Here is a 16,856-nt window from a genome sequence, read left to right as displayed (position 1 = left end):
TTGGCAGTATTTTATAAAAGTAGCGTTGCAAAACAACCATAACAAGTATATTTACAACACTACTTTTAATCTCAAGACTCGTATACAGATGGCTTCAAAACTGCTATAGAATCTAAATTCCTGTAGTGCTCGTCATAATCCATTCCAAATCCGACTACGAAAGCATCTGGAATTTCAAAGCCAGTATAAGCGATATCAACTTCAACTTCGCGACGAGCTGGCTTAGTGAGTAAAGCAAACACTTTAACACTTTCAGCACCGCGTCTTTTAAGCTCTTTAATTAACCAATCCAAAGTACGGCCAGAATCTACAATATCTTCCACAATCAGAATATTTCTTCCACGAACATCAGTAGTTAAATCTTCGCGAACAGTAATCTGACCACTTGTTTTAGTACCAGAACCGTAGCTGGAAAGACTCATGAAATCCATTGGAGCATCAAGGCCTAATTCCTGCGAGAATACTGCAAGAGTATTAACAGCACCTTTAAGTACTGAAACAAGCAAAATATCGCGGTTCTTATAATCTTCAGTAACCTGAGCAGCAACCTCACGGATGCGCTTCATAAGGTCTTCATGACTAATTAATTCATAGTCAATATCATCTCGTATATCTGCAATCTGCATGTTAACTATAATTACATAAACGAATGACGGGCGTGTTTTTAACACTCGTACGACACGCCTGAACATGTTTAGGCAAAGAAATAGCTTTCTGACCATGCCAATTATTTATAAGATCGTCGATTGCGCTTACATGAGTCGAAGAAAATCGCAAATTCATAGTATTAAGCGCGCGTGCTATTACACGACGTCGAATAGAAATATGGCAATTTTTTAATTTTTTAACGTCTAAAATAACTTCTACATTTTTAGAAGAACAGTTGTCTGCAAAATCCACGCTCATAGTTTTAGAAGCGACATCATCCACTTGTGAATTAATATAATCTAAATCATCCTGAGCAATTTCAGCGCCACGCGTTAAAAGATTCACCATATCAGCATTGAAAAATCTGGAAATATACGGCATAAGCGTGTGTCGTATTCGCGAGCGCAAAGGATACTTTTTATTCAACTCTTGATCTGAAGGAACTAAATCACCATTAGTGGGATCATCCCACCATTTTATTGAGCAATCTTCACAAATACCTGTAGTATCATCGCGAGTGATTCGTAAAAGAGGGCGCGCGAATTTCACGCCATCTCGTACAATAAACGCACTCATACCTGCTATCGCTTCTAATCCTGCAGAATCACGAAGACCCATAATAACAGTTTCAGCTTGATCATGAGCTGTATGAGCTAATAGCACAACAGCAGCGTTAAGTGATTTTGCACGCGAAATAATAGCGGAATATCTTGCATCACGCGCAGAAGCTTCAACACCTGTTCCGCAATCTTTCACAGTAATTGATTCAATATAAATTAAATCTTTCGAAATACCTAATTTTTCACACTCTAAAGCAGCATTATTTGCGACTATATGTGAAGAGCTTTGCAGATTATGATCGACAATAACTACTGCACATCTCAATCCTCTACTAGCGCATACTTTTGATGCTAAAGCCACTAAAGCTAAGGAGTCTCTACCTCCTGAGCAAGCTATAAGCACTAAAGGGGCATCGAATAAAGGCTCATGAGTACCATGCTGGAGGAATTGATTTCCTTGCACATTTAAATGCAATTCGTCAAAACAACGGCTTAATTCGCCTATACCTGCACGCCAACGAGATGAATACACCATGTTTTTATTATAATTCAGGAAGATTTTTTATAAATTGACTTATTGAATTAAAAGCCAACCAATAATCTGTAGGATTATTAATAATAACAGCAAATGTAAGAGTCCCGCCTTTTTTGCGAGTTACATTACCCGACATTGATGTTACTTGTTCTAAAGCTCCTGTTTTAACTCTTAACATTCCAACAATAGAATCATCTTGTAAACGTTTGCGAGCAGAACCTATAAAACCTGGGATAGATAAACCTTGAGCAGCCGCAGGGCTTGAGCCTGAACGCAAATTATCTGCTTGAGCTTGCACAAGAGTAGTAACTAGCACAGTCGACTTAGGCGAAAGACCGGAACAATCAGACATATGCAATCCGTTTGTGCTTATTCCAAGTTCTCGCAACGATTCTTTAACTGCAATAGTTCCTCCCTCTGGAGAATTACTTTTCCCTCGAGCTAAAGCAATTAAACGCCCAAATTCTTCAGCAAGAGTATTGTCTGATCTTCTAAGCATATATCCTAGAATTTCACCTAAAGTTGCAGATGAAATATGAGCAATCGGACTGTATCCATTAGTAATCAAAGATTTTTCTTTACTTATATCTCCAGAAAAGTTTACTTGAACGCCTTGTTTAGATAGCAAGTTTGAAAAAGTTTTACCGACTTTTTCTGCAGGATTTTTATCTAAAATAGGATAATCATCTAAATCATCAGCATCAAAACCAGCTTTAACCCATTGAGCAAAATCACGCTGGCGAGCGCAATCTATAGCCATGGATGAAGTTGGCGCATAAAAACGACCTTCTGAATCATTTTCACTTACAAGACTTGGGAATCTCTTAGACCCAAAAAGCGAATCGTCAACAGAAAGAGATACTTCTGATATTCCGCGAGACTTTAAAACTTTGGCAGTTTTTTCTGCTAAAGTTTTTAGCCCAGCTCTACCATTTACATGCTTAATATCGTTTTCTTCAACGCCTAATAACATATCTCCATTGCCTTTTAAAACAATATGAGAATTATTGTTATTAGATAAATAAACAGTCGTATCTAAAGTAGAACCCATGTCTAACACATGCGTTGCAACATCTGCTGTTAAAGTTTTCATTGTAGAAGCTGGCTCTCTAGGAATATCAGGAGCATGAGAAGCAACAACTTTCCCTCTAGCATCCGCTATTACTACAGAAACGTCGTTACCAACGCCAGCAGTTTCTACAAGTTCTTTAATAAGTTTTTTAGCTTCATTTTGATTTATCGGACTACCGTCACTCGCGCCATTGGCGAAATAAGGAACAGACCTAACGCCCTGTGGGTTTTGAATAACAGTAGCATGTTTTTGCGCTGATACAGTAAGAGGACCTGGAAGAACATCGTACACGTCAAGCGCAATATAAGAGCATACTAAAGAAGCGCTTAATATTGCGGAAAGTATAACAGTTAACCAGCGTAATCTATAAGAAAATCTACGAGAATAACCATTGCTAATCATGCTACGCGTCCATAATCATATTAAAACGCTTTTATCACTTTGAGCCGAAAAGACCAGCTAATCCTTCTCCTAAGTTTGGCGGCAAATCAGGCATTTGAGATAAATCAGGGAAATTACCTTGACCTTTTGAGCCAAGCAAATCCTGTAAACCTGAAGGAAGACTCATCGTATTAGGCTGATCATATTCTTGACTGTTCTCGTTATAATCATTCTCATACGAATTTTCAGAACTCTTATAAGATCCAGATCCGTTAAGACGCGCGCGTAATGCTTGTTCTTCAGCTTCACGACGCATAGGATTTCCAGATTTTCCACCTTTTTTCTTTGAGTTCTTCTTGTCTTTACGCTTTGACTTGCTAGGGCCGCCAAAACCAGGCATACCGCCTGCTCCCGGCATTCCACCACCCATTCGTTTCATAAACTTTGAAGCTTGTTCAAAACGCTGCAATAACGTATTAACAGCACTAACGCTACATCCTGAACCAGCTGCAATACGAGCACGACGAGAACCGTCAATAATCTTAGGATTTCTGCGTTCAGCTGGAGTCATAGAACGAATAATAGCCTCGGCTTTATCGATTTGACTATCGTCAAACTGTTCTAATTCTTTACGATGCTGAGCCATACCTGGAATCATTCCAAGTAATTGCTTCATAGGCCCAAGCTTACGTACCTGCTGAAGCTGATCCAAAAAGTCATCAAACCCAAATGTACCTTCTGAAAGCTTAGATGCAGCTTTACGAGCTTCTTCAGCATCAAACTGTTTTTGAGCTTGTTCGATAAGCGTAAGAATATCGCCCATATCGAGGATTCTGGAAGCCATACGATCTGGGTGGAAGATTTCAAAATCTTTCAAACCTTCGCCGGTAGACGCAAACAAAATCGGCTTACCTGTAACGCTTGCAACAGATAATGCAGCACCGCCTCTAGCATCACCATCTAGCTTAGAAAGTACAACGCCAGTAAAATCAACGCCTTCATTGAATGCTTGAGCAGTACGAACAGCATCCTGTCCAATCATTGCGTCAATAACAAACAAGATTTCTTGAGGCTGTACAGCATCACGAATATCACGAGCTTGTTGCATTAACGCTTCGTCTACACCTAAACGACCTGCAGTATCGATAATAACAGTGTCATACATTTTTGCGCGCGCAAAATCAATTGCATCGCGAGCAACTTTTACAGGATCGCCAGTCGTACTTCCCGGAACAACTACTTCATCTCCACCAGTTTGCACGCCTTTTTCTGGAGCGTACACTTGCACACCAGCTCGTTGACCAACAACTTGCAACTGAGTAACAGCGTTAGGACGTTGTAAATCGGCAGCTACAAGCAAAGGAGTATGACCTGAATCTTTAAGCCAATATCCCAACTTTCCAGCAAGAGTAGTTTTACCAGCACCTTGCAAACCTGCAAGCATGATTACAGTTGGCGGATATTTTGCGAAGTTAAGAGGTCTATCGACACCAGCACCAAGCACCTGAGTTAATTCGTCATTTACGATTTTAACTACTTGTTGCGCTGGATTTAATGAGCGAGATACTTCTTCCCCAAGAGCACGCTCACGAACTCTACCTGTAAAAGATCTAACTACTTCAAGAGCCACATCAGCATCAAGTAAAGCACGACGAATTTCGCGAATCGTACCATCAATATCCGCATCAGAAAGCTTGCCTTTGCTGCGTAAATTCTTAAACGCAGAAGAAAGACGGTCTGTTAAAGAACTAAATACTGCCATAGTTTCTCTATTCTATCTATTGCGCTGGAATGAACATGCGCGGTTGTATATATTTGTTTATCACCTGTTTTAGAAAGAAATCTTACTTTTATTTATCTAACAAATGCCACGAATACCCGTTAGGAGTATCTTCTATTACTACTCCCGATGCAATCAAAGAATCACGGATAGCATCTGCAGTAGCAAAATCCTTAACGCTACGAGCCTTTGCTCTAGCTTCAAGTTGAGATTTTATAAGAGCAGATAACGCTTCATGCTCAGAACTATTGTTTTCGCAAGACTCATCTTTAGAAAGATTAGACGACCATTTCTGAGAATACGGATCTAATCCCAAAGTATCGAGCATAGCTCTAACGCTTATAACAGAATTTCGAAGATTATTAATTATTTCGCAATCAGCATCACTATTATTTGCATTTTCCTTAAGTGAAGCCTTGTTATGTGAAGCATCCTTAAGCAAAGCATCGTTAAGCAAAGCATTACCTTTACGAATCGCAACAAAAATAGCAGCTTGAGCGCCAGCAACATTAATATCATCATTCATAGCGCGAGTAAAATCTTCCGGCAATGAATCAGCATCAACAGAAATAACTTCATCTCTAGAAGGCTGCTCACCTAAAACACGACCAGCTCTTTCAAGGAAATTCATAATTCTATCGTATGCAGACTTAGCTTCAACTAAAGCTTGATCAGACCACTCTAACATTGCACGATATTGCACAGCACCCAAAGCATATCTAACAACCCAAGGGCTATTATTTGCTAAAACAGATGGCACAGAAAGTCCATTCCCCAAAGACTTAGACATTTTCTCGCCTTTGTCAGTCACCCAAGCAGAATGCATCCAAACATTCGCACTCTTCCAACCAGCTGCTGTTGTTTGTGCCATCTCATTTTCATGATGTGGAAAACGCAAATCTAATCCACCGCCATGAATATCGAAGTCATCTCCAAGATATCTATGACTCATTGCTGAGCATTCAATATGCCATCCTGGGCGACCAATTCCAAAAGGAGTTGACCATTTAGCATCATCTTGATCAAAATCACACGGAGCTTTCCAAAGAGCAAAATCACGCGGATCATGCTTATCTTCCGAAGCGTCAGCAGCATCAACTGGATTGTATTTATCTTCTGCAGAATTATCTACACTCGGACCTTTAGCGTCTGCAATTTGTGAAGCATCGTCACTTGTATTTTGCAAATCGTTCTGCTTTTGATGCGTAAGCTCTCCGTAATGCTGCCAACTTGGAACATCGAAGTAAACATTACCCGTAGGTTTTCCAGAATCATCTTTAATTACATACGCGTGACCAAGCTTAATCAAACGCTCAATAAGCTCAACCATATCTGTAATATGTCCTGTAGCTCTTGGCTCCACTGTAGGAGGCAACACACCTAAAGTATTGTATGCTTCAGTGAATTCTCTTTCGTAAATATAAGCTCGCTCCCACCATCTTTGACCAGCTTGCGTAGCTTTCTTCATAATTTTATCGTCAATATCCGTAACATTTCGCACGAAAGTGACTTTATATCCTAAACGAAGCATCCATCTACGAATAACATCAAAAGCTATTGCTGCACGAATATGGCCAATATGCGGAGAACTCTGAACTGTCGCACCGCAAACATACATTCCAACGTGCCCAGGTTTTATAGGCTTAAATTCAGAAATTGTATGCGATGCAGTGTTATAAAGTCGCATTCCAGAAGCGGCTTTTGTTAAAGATTTGTTCTCTGTATTGTTAAGCATAGTTGTCATTATAAGTGTCTCTTTATACTGGACTCGTAAAAAATCAAATAAGAAATAGTTAATCGCTCAATTATTTAATAGCTCAATTACTTAATCGCCTATTAAATCCACTAATCGCCTAATCGCTCAATTATTTAATCGCCTAATCGCTTAACCGAATATAAGTAATATAAGCTAAATGATCTGTACCATCAATAACAATCGACTTATGAAATTGTGGCTTAGCAAAACAATTATTTGATTTAAAAAGCACATGATCAAGAGTTATATTAGGCCATCTCAACCAAGCAGGCCACGTACGAAGACGCATTCCAAGTTCTATTGCAGTATCGCGCAATCCTGATTTTAATAATTTCCTAAAGCTTGGATGATCGAAAATTGAATTAAAATCTCCAGCAATAACAGTAAGAATCTTACTATTTTCGTCTTTTTCTATTTCGCAAATATTAGAAAGACTTAGTATTCCTTCGCTCCACGCTGCGCATCCTCTCATCGGAGATTTTGTGTGAGCCGAAGCAAAATTAACAGTAATATTATCTATTTTTGTTGTTATTAAAGGGATATTTGCCGCGTTAAATTTTATGGACTTACCTAAAGATTTTTGAGCAGAGCGTTTTGTAAAAATCGCATTAAATCCGCCGTTATCGTTAGCGCTTTTTTCTCCTATTTGATGAGTTGTAAAAAGCTTATCAATGTCACAATCAAATAATTTTTTTACTAAGGTTTCACTTACTTCTTGCAATAAAAGAGTGTCAACATTGTATTTTTTCGCAATATCTATGATTTGTTCTGCGTTTGCATGACCATAACGGCAATTTAAAGTCATAACGCGTATATTTGCATTAGATTTAGCTTCACGATTAACTGTAAATATTCTTTTAATCCCAGAAAATGCATAAGGAATATTAGAGCTAAAAGAAATAAGTAAAACGACTATACTTGCAAAAAACGCTTCTCTCATCGAAAGCAACGCAGAAACTAACGCAATAACAAGTATCGGCATATACGCAAACGGTAACAATCCTATTATGTACGGAAGCGGCTTATATTTATCTACTCCTGCAGGAATCCATCTCAACAATTGCCATATTGCTAATATTGCGACGATAATCCATACTACTAAGGATGACACGAAGTGTACGTCCATATTATGTTACTCCTGAACATATTATTCGATTGTTATTGAGTTCTATATAACAAAAGTCTTATAAATTCTAATAAAGTCTTATAAATCTTAATAAAATATTACGAAATCTTATAATCCCACAAAGCCAATAGGAGTACTCTTTATAAAATCTTAAAATTATTTAGACCTTAAAAATCTCAAAATCTCAAAATCTCAAAATCTTAAAGAGTACTCTTATTTATTTATTTATGGCTTTATGACTTGTTCACATTCCGAATGATCCCATTTTCCCTAATTGATCGTAAATTTTTTGACATTCAGGGCATACTGGATAATTGTCAGGATTTTGTTTAGGAATCCATACTTTTCCGCATAAGGCTACTACTGGTCGACCTGTAAGCATTGATTTTTGAACTTGCATTTTGTCAACGTAATGAGCAAAACGATCAGAATCTCCACCATCGTCTAAACGCGCATCTTCTTCTGTTTCCGGACGCTCAAGTATTGCAGTACCAGTGCTAGAACCAGAATCTGGAGCAGATTGTGAATCCGCTGAATCAAATATATTTGCATTCAAATTTTTTGAATTCACATCTAATGCTTTAGCCTCGCTAAACGATGCTAGATCGCATAAGCTAGTAGCGATATTCATACTATCCCCTTTACAAAATCATCGACAAATTTGCCAAATTATTGCCAAAATATTTGCCAAACTAATTGCCAAAATTACTTTTATTTATTTTTTATATCCTATATTTCTTCTATATCCTATATTCCTATTATTTTATGATATTTTCACACTCATTATTTTATTCGTGTTATTTTATTCGTTTTATCTTGAGACTATTCGTCAAGAACATCAATTTCAGTAGGAATAGCAGGATCTCCTCGCATTAAACTTTGAGCAGCTATAGGCAAACGATTTAAGGCAGTAGCACAATATTTTTGAGCATTCATAATCGCATCATGGCCCATATACTGTGTATCCGCCTCGCCATTAGTCATATAATCCACAAGCAGATTTTCCCAATTATCTTTAGGCTTAAAACCTGCAAGTGCTTCTTCAGATCCAGAAATAATATGTTCGCAATCAGCAACACCATCATTCGAAGTTGAAAAATCATATGACCTATAAGCAAGCTTTCTACCTGGAACAGTCGCCTTATTCTTAGACTTTTTGGCAACAGGATGCATAACTCCATCTGAACCTTCTCGTTCAGTTAACTTATAAACCATAGCGCAAGTTGGAGCTCCAGAACCAGTTACAAGCATTGTTCCAATTCCATAAGAGTCAACAGGAGCATTTTGCAATGAAGCCAAAGCGTATTCATCCAAATCATTTGTAACAGTAATTTTTGTATTCGTTGCTCCAAGAGAATCCAATTGCTCACGAACACGTTTAGCCATTACGCACAAATCGCCAGAATCAATACGTACTCCTCCTAAATCTGGGCCTGCAACTTCTACAGCAGTTTTTACAGCTTCCTCAACGTTATACGTATCAACAAGCAAAGTAGTACCCTTGCCAAGACTTGCAATTTGCGACTTAAAAGCATCACGCTCACTATCGTGTACAAGAGTAAAGCAATGCGCAGCTGTACCAATAGCTTTCAGATTGTAAAGTTGCGCTGCTAACAAGTTTGCAGTTCCTTTAAATCCGCCAATAATAGCAGCTCGCGATGCTGCAACAGCTGAAAACTCATTAGTGCGTCTGCCACCCATATCCATGCAAGGTCTTCCGGCAGAAACAGAAACCATACGAGCTGCTGCAGAAGCTACGGCGCAATCGTAATTTAAAATAGAAAGAAGCAATGTTTCTAATAAAGTGCATTCACCAAAAGTGCCTTCTACTTGCAAAATTGGTGAATTCGGGAAGAACATTTCGCCTTCGCGATACCCTAAAATATTGCCTTTAAATTTGTAATTTTCAAGCCAAGAAATCGTTTCTTTACTTACAATATGACGATCTGAAAGGAATTTTAAATCTTCATCTCTAAGACGGAAATTCTTCAGTTGCTCAAGAATGCGACCAGTTCCAGCAATTACACCATATCGTCTTCCTTCAGGAAGATGCCTAGTAAAAATCTCAAACACACATTTTCTATTAGCACTTCCATCGTGCAATGCAGCATCAAGCATCGTATATTCATACATGTCTGTCATAAGTGCCGATGAGAACTCAGTCATAATGTTCCTTTCAAAAAAACGAACGAATCGTTAACAACAGCGCAATACAAACATTGCTAGCACCTTGTATAACGAATAGGCACGTCATGTACTATTGAAAATATCATATCTCTATGCCTATGCACATGTATCACTTATTTTGATTATTTATCTCTCTATTTCTTTGGGATATAAGCAAAAAATATAAGTAATCGTCCAAGCCGATAGGCATAATAGAAAAGTTATTTGCGTATGTTGTAGCCCTCTTCACAACTGCGTGAGGAACATAGTGAATTCTCGCAAGGAGTGCCCCACACCCAAACGATTTTTCACGACTCTAGATACAAGGAGAGCCATCTTGGCAACCAAGATTCGTCTTAAGCGACTGGGTAAGAAGTTCTACGCCTACTACCGTATTGTGATTTCCGATTCACGCAATAAGCGTAACGGCAAGTCCATCGAAGAGATTGGCGTTTACGATCCAAACAAGCAGCCATCATTGATTCAGATTGATTCTGAGCGCGCACAGTACTGGCTTGGCGTTGGCGCACAGCCAAGCGAACCAGTATTGAAGCTTTTGAAGATCACCGGTGACTGGCAGAAGTTCAAGGGTCTTGACGGAGCAGAAGGCACATTGAAGACTTCTGAAGCCGGCCCAGACGCACAGGCCCGCGTTGAAGCTGTTGAAGCTGAAGCGCAGAAGTTGAAGGCTAAGAAGTCTGAAGCAGCAGCAAAAGCACAAGCTGCCGCAGAAGCTGCTGCAAATGAGGCTGAAGAAGCCCCAGCAGAAGCCGAAACTGAGGAAAAGGCTGAGTAATTATGTTGGCTCAAGCTGTCGAACATCTCATTAAAAACATCGTGGACTTCCCTGACGATGTGTCTGTACGTTCACTTGAAAACTCTCGCGGAGAATTATTGCGAGTTCGCGTGAACCCAGAAGACATTGGCCGTGTAATTGGCCGAGGCGGACGTACCGCTAATGCCATTCGTACAGTTGTTCAAGCATTAAGCGATCACAACGTTCGAGTGGACATTATGGATGTGCGTAAGTGATTTAATCATACGTAAGTGAGATTGAACGTGGCACAAAACCAACACGCTTATGGCAACCCTCAGCAAAGTCAAAATGACCTGCTGAGGGTTTGTCGTATCGGTAAAGCTCAAGGCCTTAAAGGCGAAGTAACAATACAAGTATTCACAGATGAGCCTTATGAGCGCTTTAAAATTGGTACGCATCTGTACTCTTCTGACGGATTACAAGAATTTGTAATCAAAAATGCTAGAACTTTCAAAAACAAGTGGATTCTATTATTTGAAGAATCACTTAATAGAAATGACGCTGAAGATCTTAACGGATTAGAGTTATATATTCCTGCAGAAGATAAAGAAAAGCTCGCATCCGAAAATGCATGGTATATAAAGGATTTAGTTGGACTTGAAGCGCGTTTATGCCAAGATAATCAGTTAGGATTACCATCACAAGTTATTGGAAAAGTTGTTGACGTGCTAGATGGAGCGCAATCTTTATTAAAAATTCGTCTTGCGAATCCTTTAGATGAAGATAATAAAACCGCATTAGTTCCTTTTGTTGAAGCACTGGTCCCAGAAGTCAATATTGCAAATGGATATTTGACTATTAATCCCCCGAATGGCTTAATTCCCGGACTTTCGCAGTGAAGTGCACTATTATGAACATCGATATTATTTCTGTATTCCCTGAATATTTCAATATGCTTGATTTAAGCTTGCTCGGAAAAGCACAAGACAAGGGTTTGCTGAATATACAAGCACATAATTTACGCAAATGGACGCACGATGTTCATCAATCGGTTGATGATACTCCAGTTGGCGGCGGAGCTGGAATGGTAATGAAGCCAGAAGTATGGGCTGAATGTTTAGACGAATTATTAGGTTTTAATTCTTCAGACGACGAAATTAAATCTTCAGACTACAATAACGAGTCTTGCAAAGAAAATAATCACCCTATATTGATATTCCCAAACCCTTCTGCGCAACTTTTTAACCAGAGTGACGCAACTGAGCTAAGCCGCGCGAATCATCTTATTTTTGGATGCGGCAGATATGAAGGCTACGACTCACGAATCCCAGATTATTACAGATCTAAAGGAATAGACGTTCGCGAATACTCTATTGGAGATTACGTACTTAACGGCGGAGAAGTTGCTGTAAGCGTAATGGTAGAGGCTATTACGCGCTTAATGCCTGGATTCATGGGAAATCCTGAATCAATCATAGAAGAGTCTTATACAGGCTCTGAAGCTCTTTTAGAGCATCGCCAATACACTCGCCCAACTACTTGGAGAGGTATTAGTGTTCCGGAAGTATTAACCTCTGGAAATCACGCTAAAGTCGATCGTTTTCGCAGAGATGAAGCTTTAGAACGCACTAGCGAGATTCGTCCGGATTTAATTGAAAAACTAGATTGTCATGCATTAGATAAAGCAGACAGGAAAACGCTTATTAATCTCGGTTGGGAAGTTTCAGGTAATAATCCGCGAAAGTTAAGCGATACGCAAAATTAATCCGCTTAAAATATAGTTTTAGGATCTTTTAGACTGTATAAACATAACAGCCGTTTCACCATAATGGCGATTGTCAAAAAGCTCCCATCCGTCAGGAATATTCGGAATACTACTTCTTGCGCTACGTTCTAAAACTATCAGCGTATCAGCTTCCGCGCTAGCAAGTTTATTGCCAATTATTTGCTGCAAAAGTAACTCACAATCGCTTGTTTCATAAGCATACGGCGGATCTATAAATATAAGATGAAAAGCATCGCCGGCATAGTCATTAACGAATTGTTCAGCACGCTTACGACTAACCAGCATAGAAAGTGAATTATCCCAAGACGAAGATTTTTGCAAAACTTTAGCAGTATGACCAATAAGAGCGGCAGCTTGGGAATTCGCTTCAACAGCTACTAATTCTTTAGCTCCGCGAGATAACGCTTCAATACCTAAAGCGCCAGTTCCTGCAAACAAATCAAGAACTCTAGAGTTTTCAATTACATCCCATGAATCAAGACGTGAAAATATAGCCTCTTTCGTGCGATCTGTTGTAGGCCTAGTACACGACTTAGCAGATGTTAACGGAATTGATTTGAATCGTCCAGAAATAACGCGCATATATATATCTTACTTCTTGTATCTTTTATTAACGTAAATTAACGCGACTAACGCAAATTAAATACTCATGTACTCAAATTAAATACTCATGTACGTAATATCGTGAATCTTACGCCCAGCTTCCAATCCTTTGCGCTCAAAATTCGTAAGAACACGACCATCAAATCTATTTGACTCGCAAAAATCAGCATGCGGAAGCAAATTAGCATCCTCAGCATTGCCTTTTCCAACGTGTTCAATTGGTAAGCTAACAGAAGTATTTCCTATATTTTTAAAATCTGAACGATTATCCATTACTTCATGCACATGTAAAGCATAATCTTCTATGTCTGTTGCAATTCTCCACAATCCGCCTTCTACTAAAGCATTATGAATATCTTTAGCTAGCTCCGATTGCACAATGCGACGCTTATGATGGCGCATTTTTGGCCAAGGATCTGGGAAGAAAGTCCAAACTTCGCGAAGTACATTAGAATCGCAAGCTTTAAGAAAATCTGGGGCATTAACTTGAGCAATTCTCAGATTTTTCAAGCCTTTATCTGAGTCTTGTTCAGATTCAGAAGAATCGCAATCTGCATTAACGCATTTAGAAGCAAGAAGCATAGTATGCGCTACACCTGGATCATAAACTTCTAAAGCCAAAAAATTTATATCAGGATTTTTAGCAGCAGCCGCAACTATATTTTCGCCTTGGCCTGATCCAATTTCTACAATAAGAGGATTTGTATTCCCCCAATTTCTAGAAATCCACTCAGTATTAACACGAATATCATCGCTTAAGCGCAATGATCCTTCTGAAGATGTAACTTGCAATAAATACTTGGAAGAATACGCATCTTTAGCGCGCTGTAAACGAGAATCCAATCTAGCTGATCGTCTAACAAAAGATAAAACGGCACGAGCCTTAGCTATCATGCTATTATTTTCAGATTGTGTATTTTCGTTATTCATAATTATCCCAACACGTATTCATGCGACTTAGACTGGCCATTTTTGTATTTTATTGTAGATTGTGAAATATGTAAAATATTTTGCCTTTATGATGTATACTAAAAGAGCAAAACATAACATATGTGAGCAAAAACGAACATTTTTTGTTCCAATTAATTTCTATCGATCAATGCTAGAAAGGTCTATCATGACTGTTCTCGTTACAGGAGGATGCGGATACATCGGCGCACATGTCGTACACGCACTTCATCAAGCCAAGCAAGAAGTCGTCGTCGTTGACGATTTAAGCTATGGCAAACCAACGCGTATTGAAGGCGCTCGTCTTTACGGAATGGACATTGCAGCTCCAGGTGCAAGCGAACGTCTTGCAGAAATTATGAAAAATGAGCATGTAGATGCAGTTATACATTTTGCCGCTAGGAAACAAGTTGGCGAATCAATGGAAAAGCCACTTTGGTACTATGAGCAAAATCTTAACGGAATGCTTAATGTTCTTGAAGGAATGCGCCATAGCGAAGCTAGGAAGCTCGTATTTTCATCTTCTGCAGCAACTTACGGAGAACCACCAGTAGAAGTGGTGCCTGAAGATGTTTCTCCTATGCTTCCTATCAACCCATACGGCCAGACCAAACTTATTGGAGAATGGATGGCTCGCGCTTGCGAAAAGCCTTATGGGATTCGCTTCTGCGCATTGCGCTACTTTAACGTGGCTGGATGCGGTCCAGTTGAGTTAGAAGACCCTGCTGTACTAAATCTTATTCCTATGCTCTTAGAACGCTTGCAGCGCGGCAAAGCACCTGCTATTTTCGGCGACGACTACCCAACTCCAGACGGAACTTGCATTCGCGATTATATTCACGTCTCAGATTTGGCTGACGCGCATATTGCAGCTTTGAACTATTTGGATCGCGACGAGCGTAAGTATGACGCTTTTAACGTTGGAACTGGCACTGGTACGTCAGTTAGGGAAATCGTTGAAGAAGTTCGACGCGTCACAAAGATACCGTTCAAAGAAGCTGTATTACCTCGCCGCGCTGGAGATCCTCCTCAATTAATTGGCAATCCAACTCGTATTAATGAGGAAATGGGCTGGCATGCACAATACAATGTTAAGGATATTGTTGAATCAGCATGGAAAGCTTGGCAAGCAAATCCAAAACATCATATTGATGTTGAATCTTGGAAGCAATCTGACTAGCTTATGAAATAAAGAAACGCGCGACAAAAACTGCCGCGCGTTTTTTGTTTATTTACTTGTGGCTCCGAGCGGGATCGATCCGCTGACCTAACGATTTTCAGTCGTTCGCTCTACCAACTGAGCTACAGAGCCAAGATGAATAAAAAACCCGGACTAACCGGGCTTCCACCATCGCGACCCCGGCCGGACTTGAACCGGTGACCTCCGCCGTGACAGGGCGGCGCTCTAACCAACTGAGCTACGGGGCCGTGGCACGTTCTCTTGAACGGCCGAGTCACTATCTTACAGGAAATAGCCTTAAATGCAAGTTATAAAATAACAATCGGCGTGTTGCCTTGATAACTAAGGGATTTCCGGCGTGTTGAAAATCGGCATAATTAAGCCAACTTCTAACCTAAAATCACAAATCCAATTCTGCGAAACACCGACAGATTTATAAAATTAGTCACCATTATCCGAATTGTACGAATTATCGTCATACGAATTATCTGAATTGTACGAATTGTCATCGTTATCCGAATTATAGGAATTATCGTCATTATCCGAATTGTACGAATTATCGTCGTTATCAGAGTTATACGAATTGTCATCGTTATCTGAATTGTACGAATTATCGTCGTTATCAGAATTATAGGAATTATCGTCGTATGAACGCGAATAATTATATGTACTATTTATCGAATCATCTATTTTCGAATTAATAGTGTTTACGAAGAACAAAATGCCAAAAACATACACAAATGACATTACAATGCTGACGATAATTGCAGCAATGGCTCTACCTTTACCGCGTTCGTGGTTTTTAGAAATCTGAACTAATCCAATAATACCTAAAATAAAACCTACAAGAGGAATAAAGAACGCTAGGATAATGCTCCAGAAAGCGAACATATTCACAGAATCATCGTCATTGTTGAGATTTTTATCCGCTTCAGGATCATCATATTTAAATTTCGGAAGCGCATATGAAGGAGTATTCCAGAATCTTCTATATTTCTCGTCTTGAAGGCTACCGCGACGGCGATACGGATTGCCCGGTCGATAAGCGCCATTCCTACCATTCATTCCGTAAGGTGGACGCGCATATTGCATATTCGGATTGCCGTACTGTTGATACGGGCGCCCATATGGCATACCTTGATTGCCTTGATTGCCATATTGTGTATTTTGAGCGCCATACTGTTGAGATGGATTACCGTATTGCTGAGTATTCTGAGCGTAATAATTATTGCTTTGCTGAGGCTGCGAGTATTGAGACTGTGAATATTGAGACTGCGCGTTTTGCTGCTGTGCGCTCTGAGAACGTGTATTCTGAGGCTGCGAGTATTGAGATTGTGAATATTGAGACTGCGAATATTGCTGCTGACTAAACTGATTATTCTGATTATTCTGATTTACCTGATTATAATTAGAGTTTTGATAATTTTGATACTGTTCGTTACTATTAGAACTTCCATATTGATTATTATCTGCAGCCATCGAAGCCTCCTTACAAACCTTTCTGTAACATTCTAATTCCGATTGTAGATATGTATAGTATGCCCGACTAAGGCCAGAT

16 protein-coding genes and 2 tRNA genes are annotated in these 16,856 nt (G+C 39.4%); 5 read left to right on the top strand and 13 right to left on the bottom strand.

The window, feature by feature from the left end; genetic code table 11:
• Window positions 1–71: 71 nt before the first annotated feature.
• The 8 genes from hpt to BFS05_RS04820 form a co-directional block, all read right to left on the bottom strand.
• Window positions 72–626 (bottom strand): hypoxanthine phosphoribosyltransferase, encoded by a 555-nt coding sequence (gene hpt, locus BFS05_RS04855; RefSeq protein ID WP_103084905.1) that lies wholly within the window; start codon window positions 624–626, stop codon window positions 72–74.
• A 1-nt stretch (window position 627) separates the two neighbouring features.
• Window positions 628–1,743, bottom strand: a complete 1,116-nt coding sequence (tilS, locus tag BFS05_RS04850; protein WP_103084865.1) for a tRNA lysidine(34) synthetase TilS — start codon at window positions 1,741–1,743, stop codon at window positions 628–630.
• A gap of 7 nt (window positions 1,744–1,750) precedes the next feature.
• Window positions 1,751–3,217: a D-alanyl-D-alanine carboxypeptidase/D-alanyl-D-alanine-endopeptidase gene (locus BFS05_RS04845; protein ID WP_103084864.1), complete on the bottom strand. Its 1,467-nt coding sequence runs from the start codon at window positions 3,215–3,217 to the stop codon at window positions 1,751–1,753.
• A gap of 34 nt (window positions 3,218–3,251) precedes the next feature.
• The gene (ffh, locus tag BFS05_RS04840) at window positions 3,252–4,958 is read right to left on the bottom strand and encodes a signal recognition particle protein (protein WP_103084863.1); all 1,707 of its coding nucleotides are present in this window, start codon (window positions 4,956–4,958) and stop codon (window positions 3,252–3,254) included.
• Window positions 4,959–5,046: 88 nt separating this feature from the next.
• Window positions 5,047–6,711, bottom strand: a complete 1,665-nt coding sequence (gene cysS / locus BFS05_RS04835; RefSeq protein ID WP_103084904.1) for a cysteine--tRNA ligase — start codon at window positions 6,709–6,711, stop codon at window positions 5,047–5,049.
• A 142-nt stretch (window positions 6,712–6,853) separates the two neighbouring features.
• Window positions 6,854–7,858 carry an endonuclease/exonuclease/phosphatase family protein gene (locus BFS05_RS04830; RefSeq protein WP_103084862.1) on the bottom strand — a complete coding sequence of 335 codons (1,005 nt, stop codon included), beginning with the start codon at window positions 7,856–7,858 and terminating at the stop codon, window positions 6,854–6,856.
• 244 nt (window positions 7,859–8,102) lie between these two features.
• Window positions 8,103–8,489 (bottom strand): DUF3039 domain-containing protein, encoded by a 387-nt coding sequence (locus BFS05_RS04825; protein WP_103084861.1) that lies wholly within the window; start codon window positions 8,487–8,489, stop codon window positions 8,103–8,105.
• Between the two features lie 191 nt (window positions 8,490–8,680).
• Window positions 8,681–10,024: a nicotinate phosphoribosyltransferase gene (locus tag BFS05_RS04820; RefSeq protein WP_103084860.1), complete on the bottom strand. Its 1,344-nt coding sequence runs from the start codon at window positions 10,022–10,024 to the stop codon at window positions 8,681–8,683.
• Between the two features lie 337 nt (window positions 10,025–10,361).
• Between BFS05_RS04820 and rpsP the strand changes: the two genes are divergently transcribed.
• Genes rpsP through trmD form a run of 4 tightly spaced genes read left to right on the top strand, consistent with a single transcriptional unit; the run spans window position 10,362 to window position 12,546 of the window.
• Window positions 10,362–10,820, top strand: coding sequence for a 30S ribosomal protein S16 (gene rpsP, locus BFS05_RS04815; protein ID WP_103084859.1), 459 nt, complete (start codon window positions 10,362–10,364; stop codon window positions 10,818–10,820).
• A 2-nt stretch (window positions 10,821–10,822) separates the two neighbouring features.
• Complete coding sequence (locus tag BFS05_RS04810; protein WP_103084858.1) at window positions 10,823–11,056, top strand: RNA-binding protein; 234 nt, start codon at window positions 10,823–10,825, stop codon at window positions 11,054–11,056.
• Window positions 11,057–11,083: 27 nt separating this feature from the next.
• Window positions 11,084–11,680, top strand: a complete 597-nt coding sequence (gene rimM, locus BFS05_RS04805; RefSeq protein WP_180978609.1) for a ribosome maturation factor RimM — start codon at window positions 11,084–11,086, stop codon at window positions 11,678–11,680.
• 11 nt (window positions 11,681–11,691) lie between these two features.
• The gene (gene trmD / locus BFS05_RS04800) at window positions 11,692–12,546 is read left to right on the top strand and encodes a tRNA (guanosine(37)-N1)-methyltransferase TrmD (RefSeq protein ID WP_103084857.1); all 855 of its coding nucleotides are present in this window, start codon (window positions 11,692–11,694) and stop codon (window positions 12,544–12,546) included.
• An 18-nt stretch (window positions 12,547–12,564) separates the two neighbouring features.
• Here trmD and rsmD read toward each other — a convergent pair whose 3' ends face one another.
• Both rsmD and trmB read right to left on the bottom strand, forming a co-directional pair.
• Window positions 12,565–13,149 carry a 16S rRNA (guanine(966)-N(2))-methyltransferase RsmD gene (gene rsmD, locus BFS05_RS04795; protein WP_103084856.1) on the bottom strand — a complete coding sequence of 195 codons (585 nt, stop codon included), beginning with the start codon at window positions 13,147–13,149 and terminating at the stop codon, window positions 12,565–12,567.
• Between the two features lie 78 nt (window positions 13,150–13,227).
• On the bottom strand, window positions 13,228–14,100 hold the full coding sequence (gene trmB, locus BFS05_RS04790; protein ID WP_103084855.1) for a tRNA (guanosine(46)-N7)-methyltransferase TrmB: 873 nt from the start codon (window positions 14,098–14,100) through the stop codon (window positions 13,228–13,230).
• 187 nt (window positions 14,101–14,287) lie between these two features.
• Between trmB and galE the strand changes: the two genes are divergently transcribed.
• Window positions 14,288–15,298 (top strand): UDP-glucose 4-epimerase GalE, encoded by a 1,011-nt coding sequence (gene galE, locus BFS05_RS04785; RefSeq protein ID WP_103084854.1) that lies wholly within the window; start codon window positions 14,288–14,290, stop codon window positions 15,296–15,298.
• Window positions 15,299–15,357: 59 nt separating this feature from the next.
• Here the strand turns inward: galE and BFS05_RS04780 are convergent.
• The 3 genes from BFS05_RS04780 to BFS05_RS04770 all read right to left on the bottom strand — a co-directional run bounded on the left by BFS05_RS04780 (window position 15,358) and on the right by BFS05_RS04770 (window position 16,777).
• Window positions 15,358–15,430 (bottom strand) — tRNA-Phe (locus tag BFS05_RS04780).
• Window positions 15,431–15,472: 42 nt separating this feature from the next.
• A tRNA-Asp gene (locus BFS05_RS04775) sits at window positions 15,473–15,546 on the bottom strand.
• Between the two features lie 193 nt (window positions 15,547–15,739).
• Window positions 15,740–16,777, bottom strand: a complete 1,038-nt coding sequence (locus BFS05_RS04770) for a DUF4190 domain-containing protein (protein WP_103084853.1) — start codon at window positions 16,775–16,777, stop codon at window positions 15,740–15,742.
• Between the last annotated feature and the right edge of the window lie 79 nt (window positions 16,778–16,856).

The organism is Gardnerella coleohominis (genome assembly GCF_002896555.1).
Taxonomy (GTDB): Bacteria; Actinomycetota; Actinomycetes; order Actinomycetales; family Bifidobacteriaceae; genus Bifidobacterium; species Bifidobacterium vaginale_F.
The sequence above is the reverse complement of the archived record's forward strand: the minus strand, read 5'-3'. Positions and strand labels throughout refer to the sequence as shown.

Coding starts and splice junctions, on each gene's coding strand:
- galE (WP_103084854.1), top strand. CDS start 14,288: ATGACTGTTCTCGTTACAGGAGGATGCGGATACATCGGCGCACATGTC.
- tilS (WP_103084865.1), bottom strand. CDS start 1,743: ATGGTGTATTCATCTCGTTGGCGTGCAGGTATAGGCGAATTAAGCCGT.
- cysS (WP_103084904.1), bottom strand. CDS start 6,711: ATGCTTAACAATACAGAGAACAAATCTTTAACAAAAGCCGCTTCTGGA.
- ffh (WP_103084863.1), bottom strand. CDS start 4,958: ATGGCAGTATTTAGTTCTTTAACAGACCGTCTTTCTTCTGCGTTTAAG.
- rsmD (WP_103084856.1), bottom strand. CDS start 13,149: ATGCGCGTTATTTCTGGACGATTCAAATCAATTCCGTTAACATCTGCT.
- BFS05_RS04810 (WP_103084858.1), top strand. CDS start 10,823: ATGTTGGCTCAAGCTGTCGAACATCTCATTAAAAACATCGTGGACTTC.
- BFS05_RS04770 (WP_103084853.1), bottom strand. CDS start 16,777: ATGGCTGCAGATAATAATCAATATGGAAGTTCTAATAGTAACGAACAG.
- hpt (WP_103084905.1), bottom strand. CDS start 626: ATGCAGATTGCAGATATACGAGATGATATTGACTATGAATTAATTAGT.
- trmB (WP_103084855.1), bottom strand. CDS start 14,100: ATGAATAACGAAAATACACAATCTGAAAATAATAGCATGATAGCTAAG.
- BFS05_RS04845 (WP_103084864.1), bottom strand. CDS start 3,217: ATGATTAGCAATGGTTATTCTCGTAGATTTTCTTATAGATTACGCTGG.
- BFS05_RS04820 (WP_103084860.1), bottom strand. CDS start 10,024: ATGACTGAGTTCTCATCGGCACTTATGACAGACATGTATGAATATACG.
- BFS05_RS04830 (WP_103084862.1), bottom strand. CDS start 7,858: ATGGACGTACACTTCGTGTCATCCTTAGTAGTATGGATTATCGTCGCA.
- BFS05_RS04825 (WP_103084861.1), bottom strand. CDS start 8,489: ATGAATATCGCTACTAGCTTATGCGATCTAGCATCGTTTAGCGAGGCT.
- trmD (WP_103084857.1), top strand. CDS start 11,692: ATGAACATCGATATTATTTCTGTATTCCCTGAATATTTCAATATGCTT.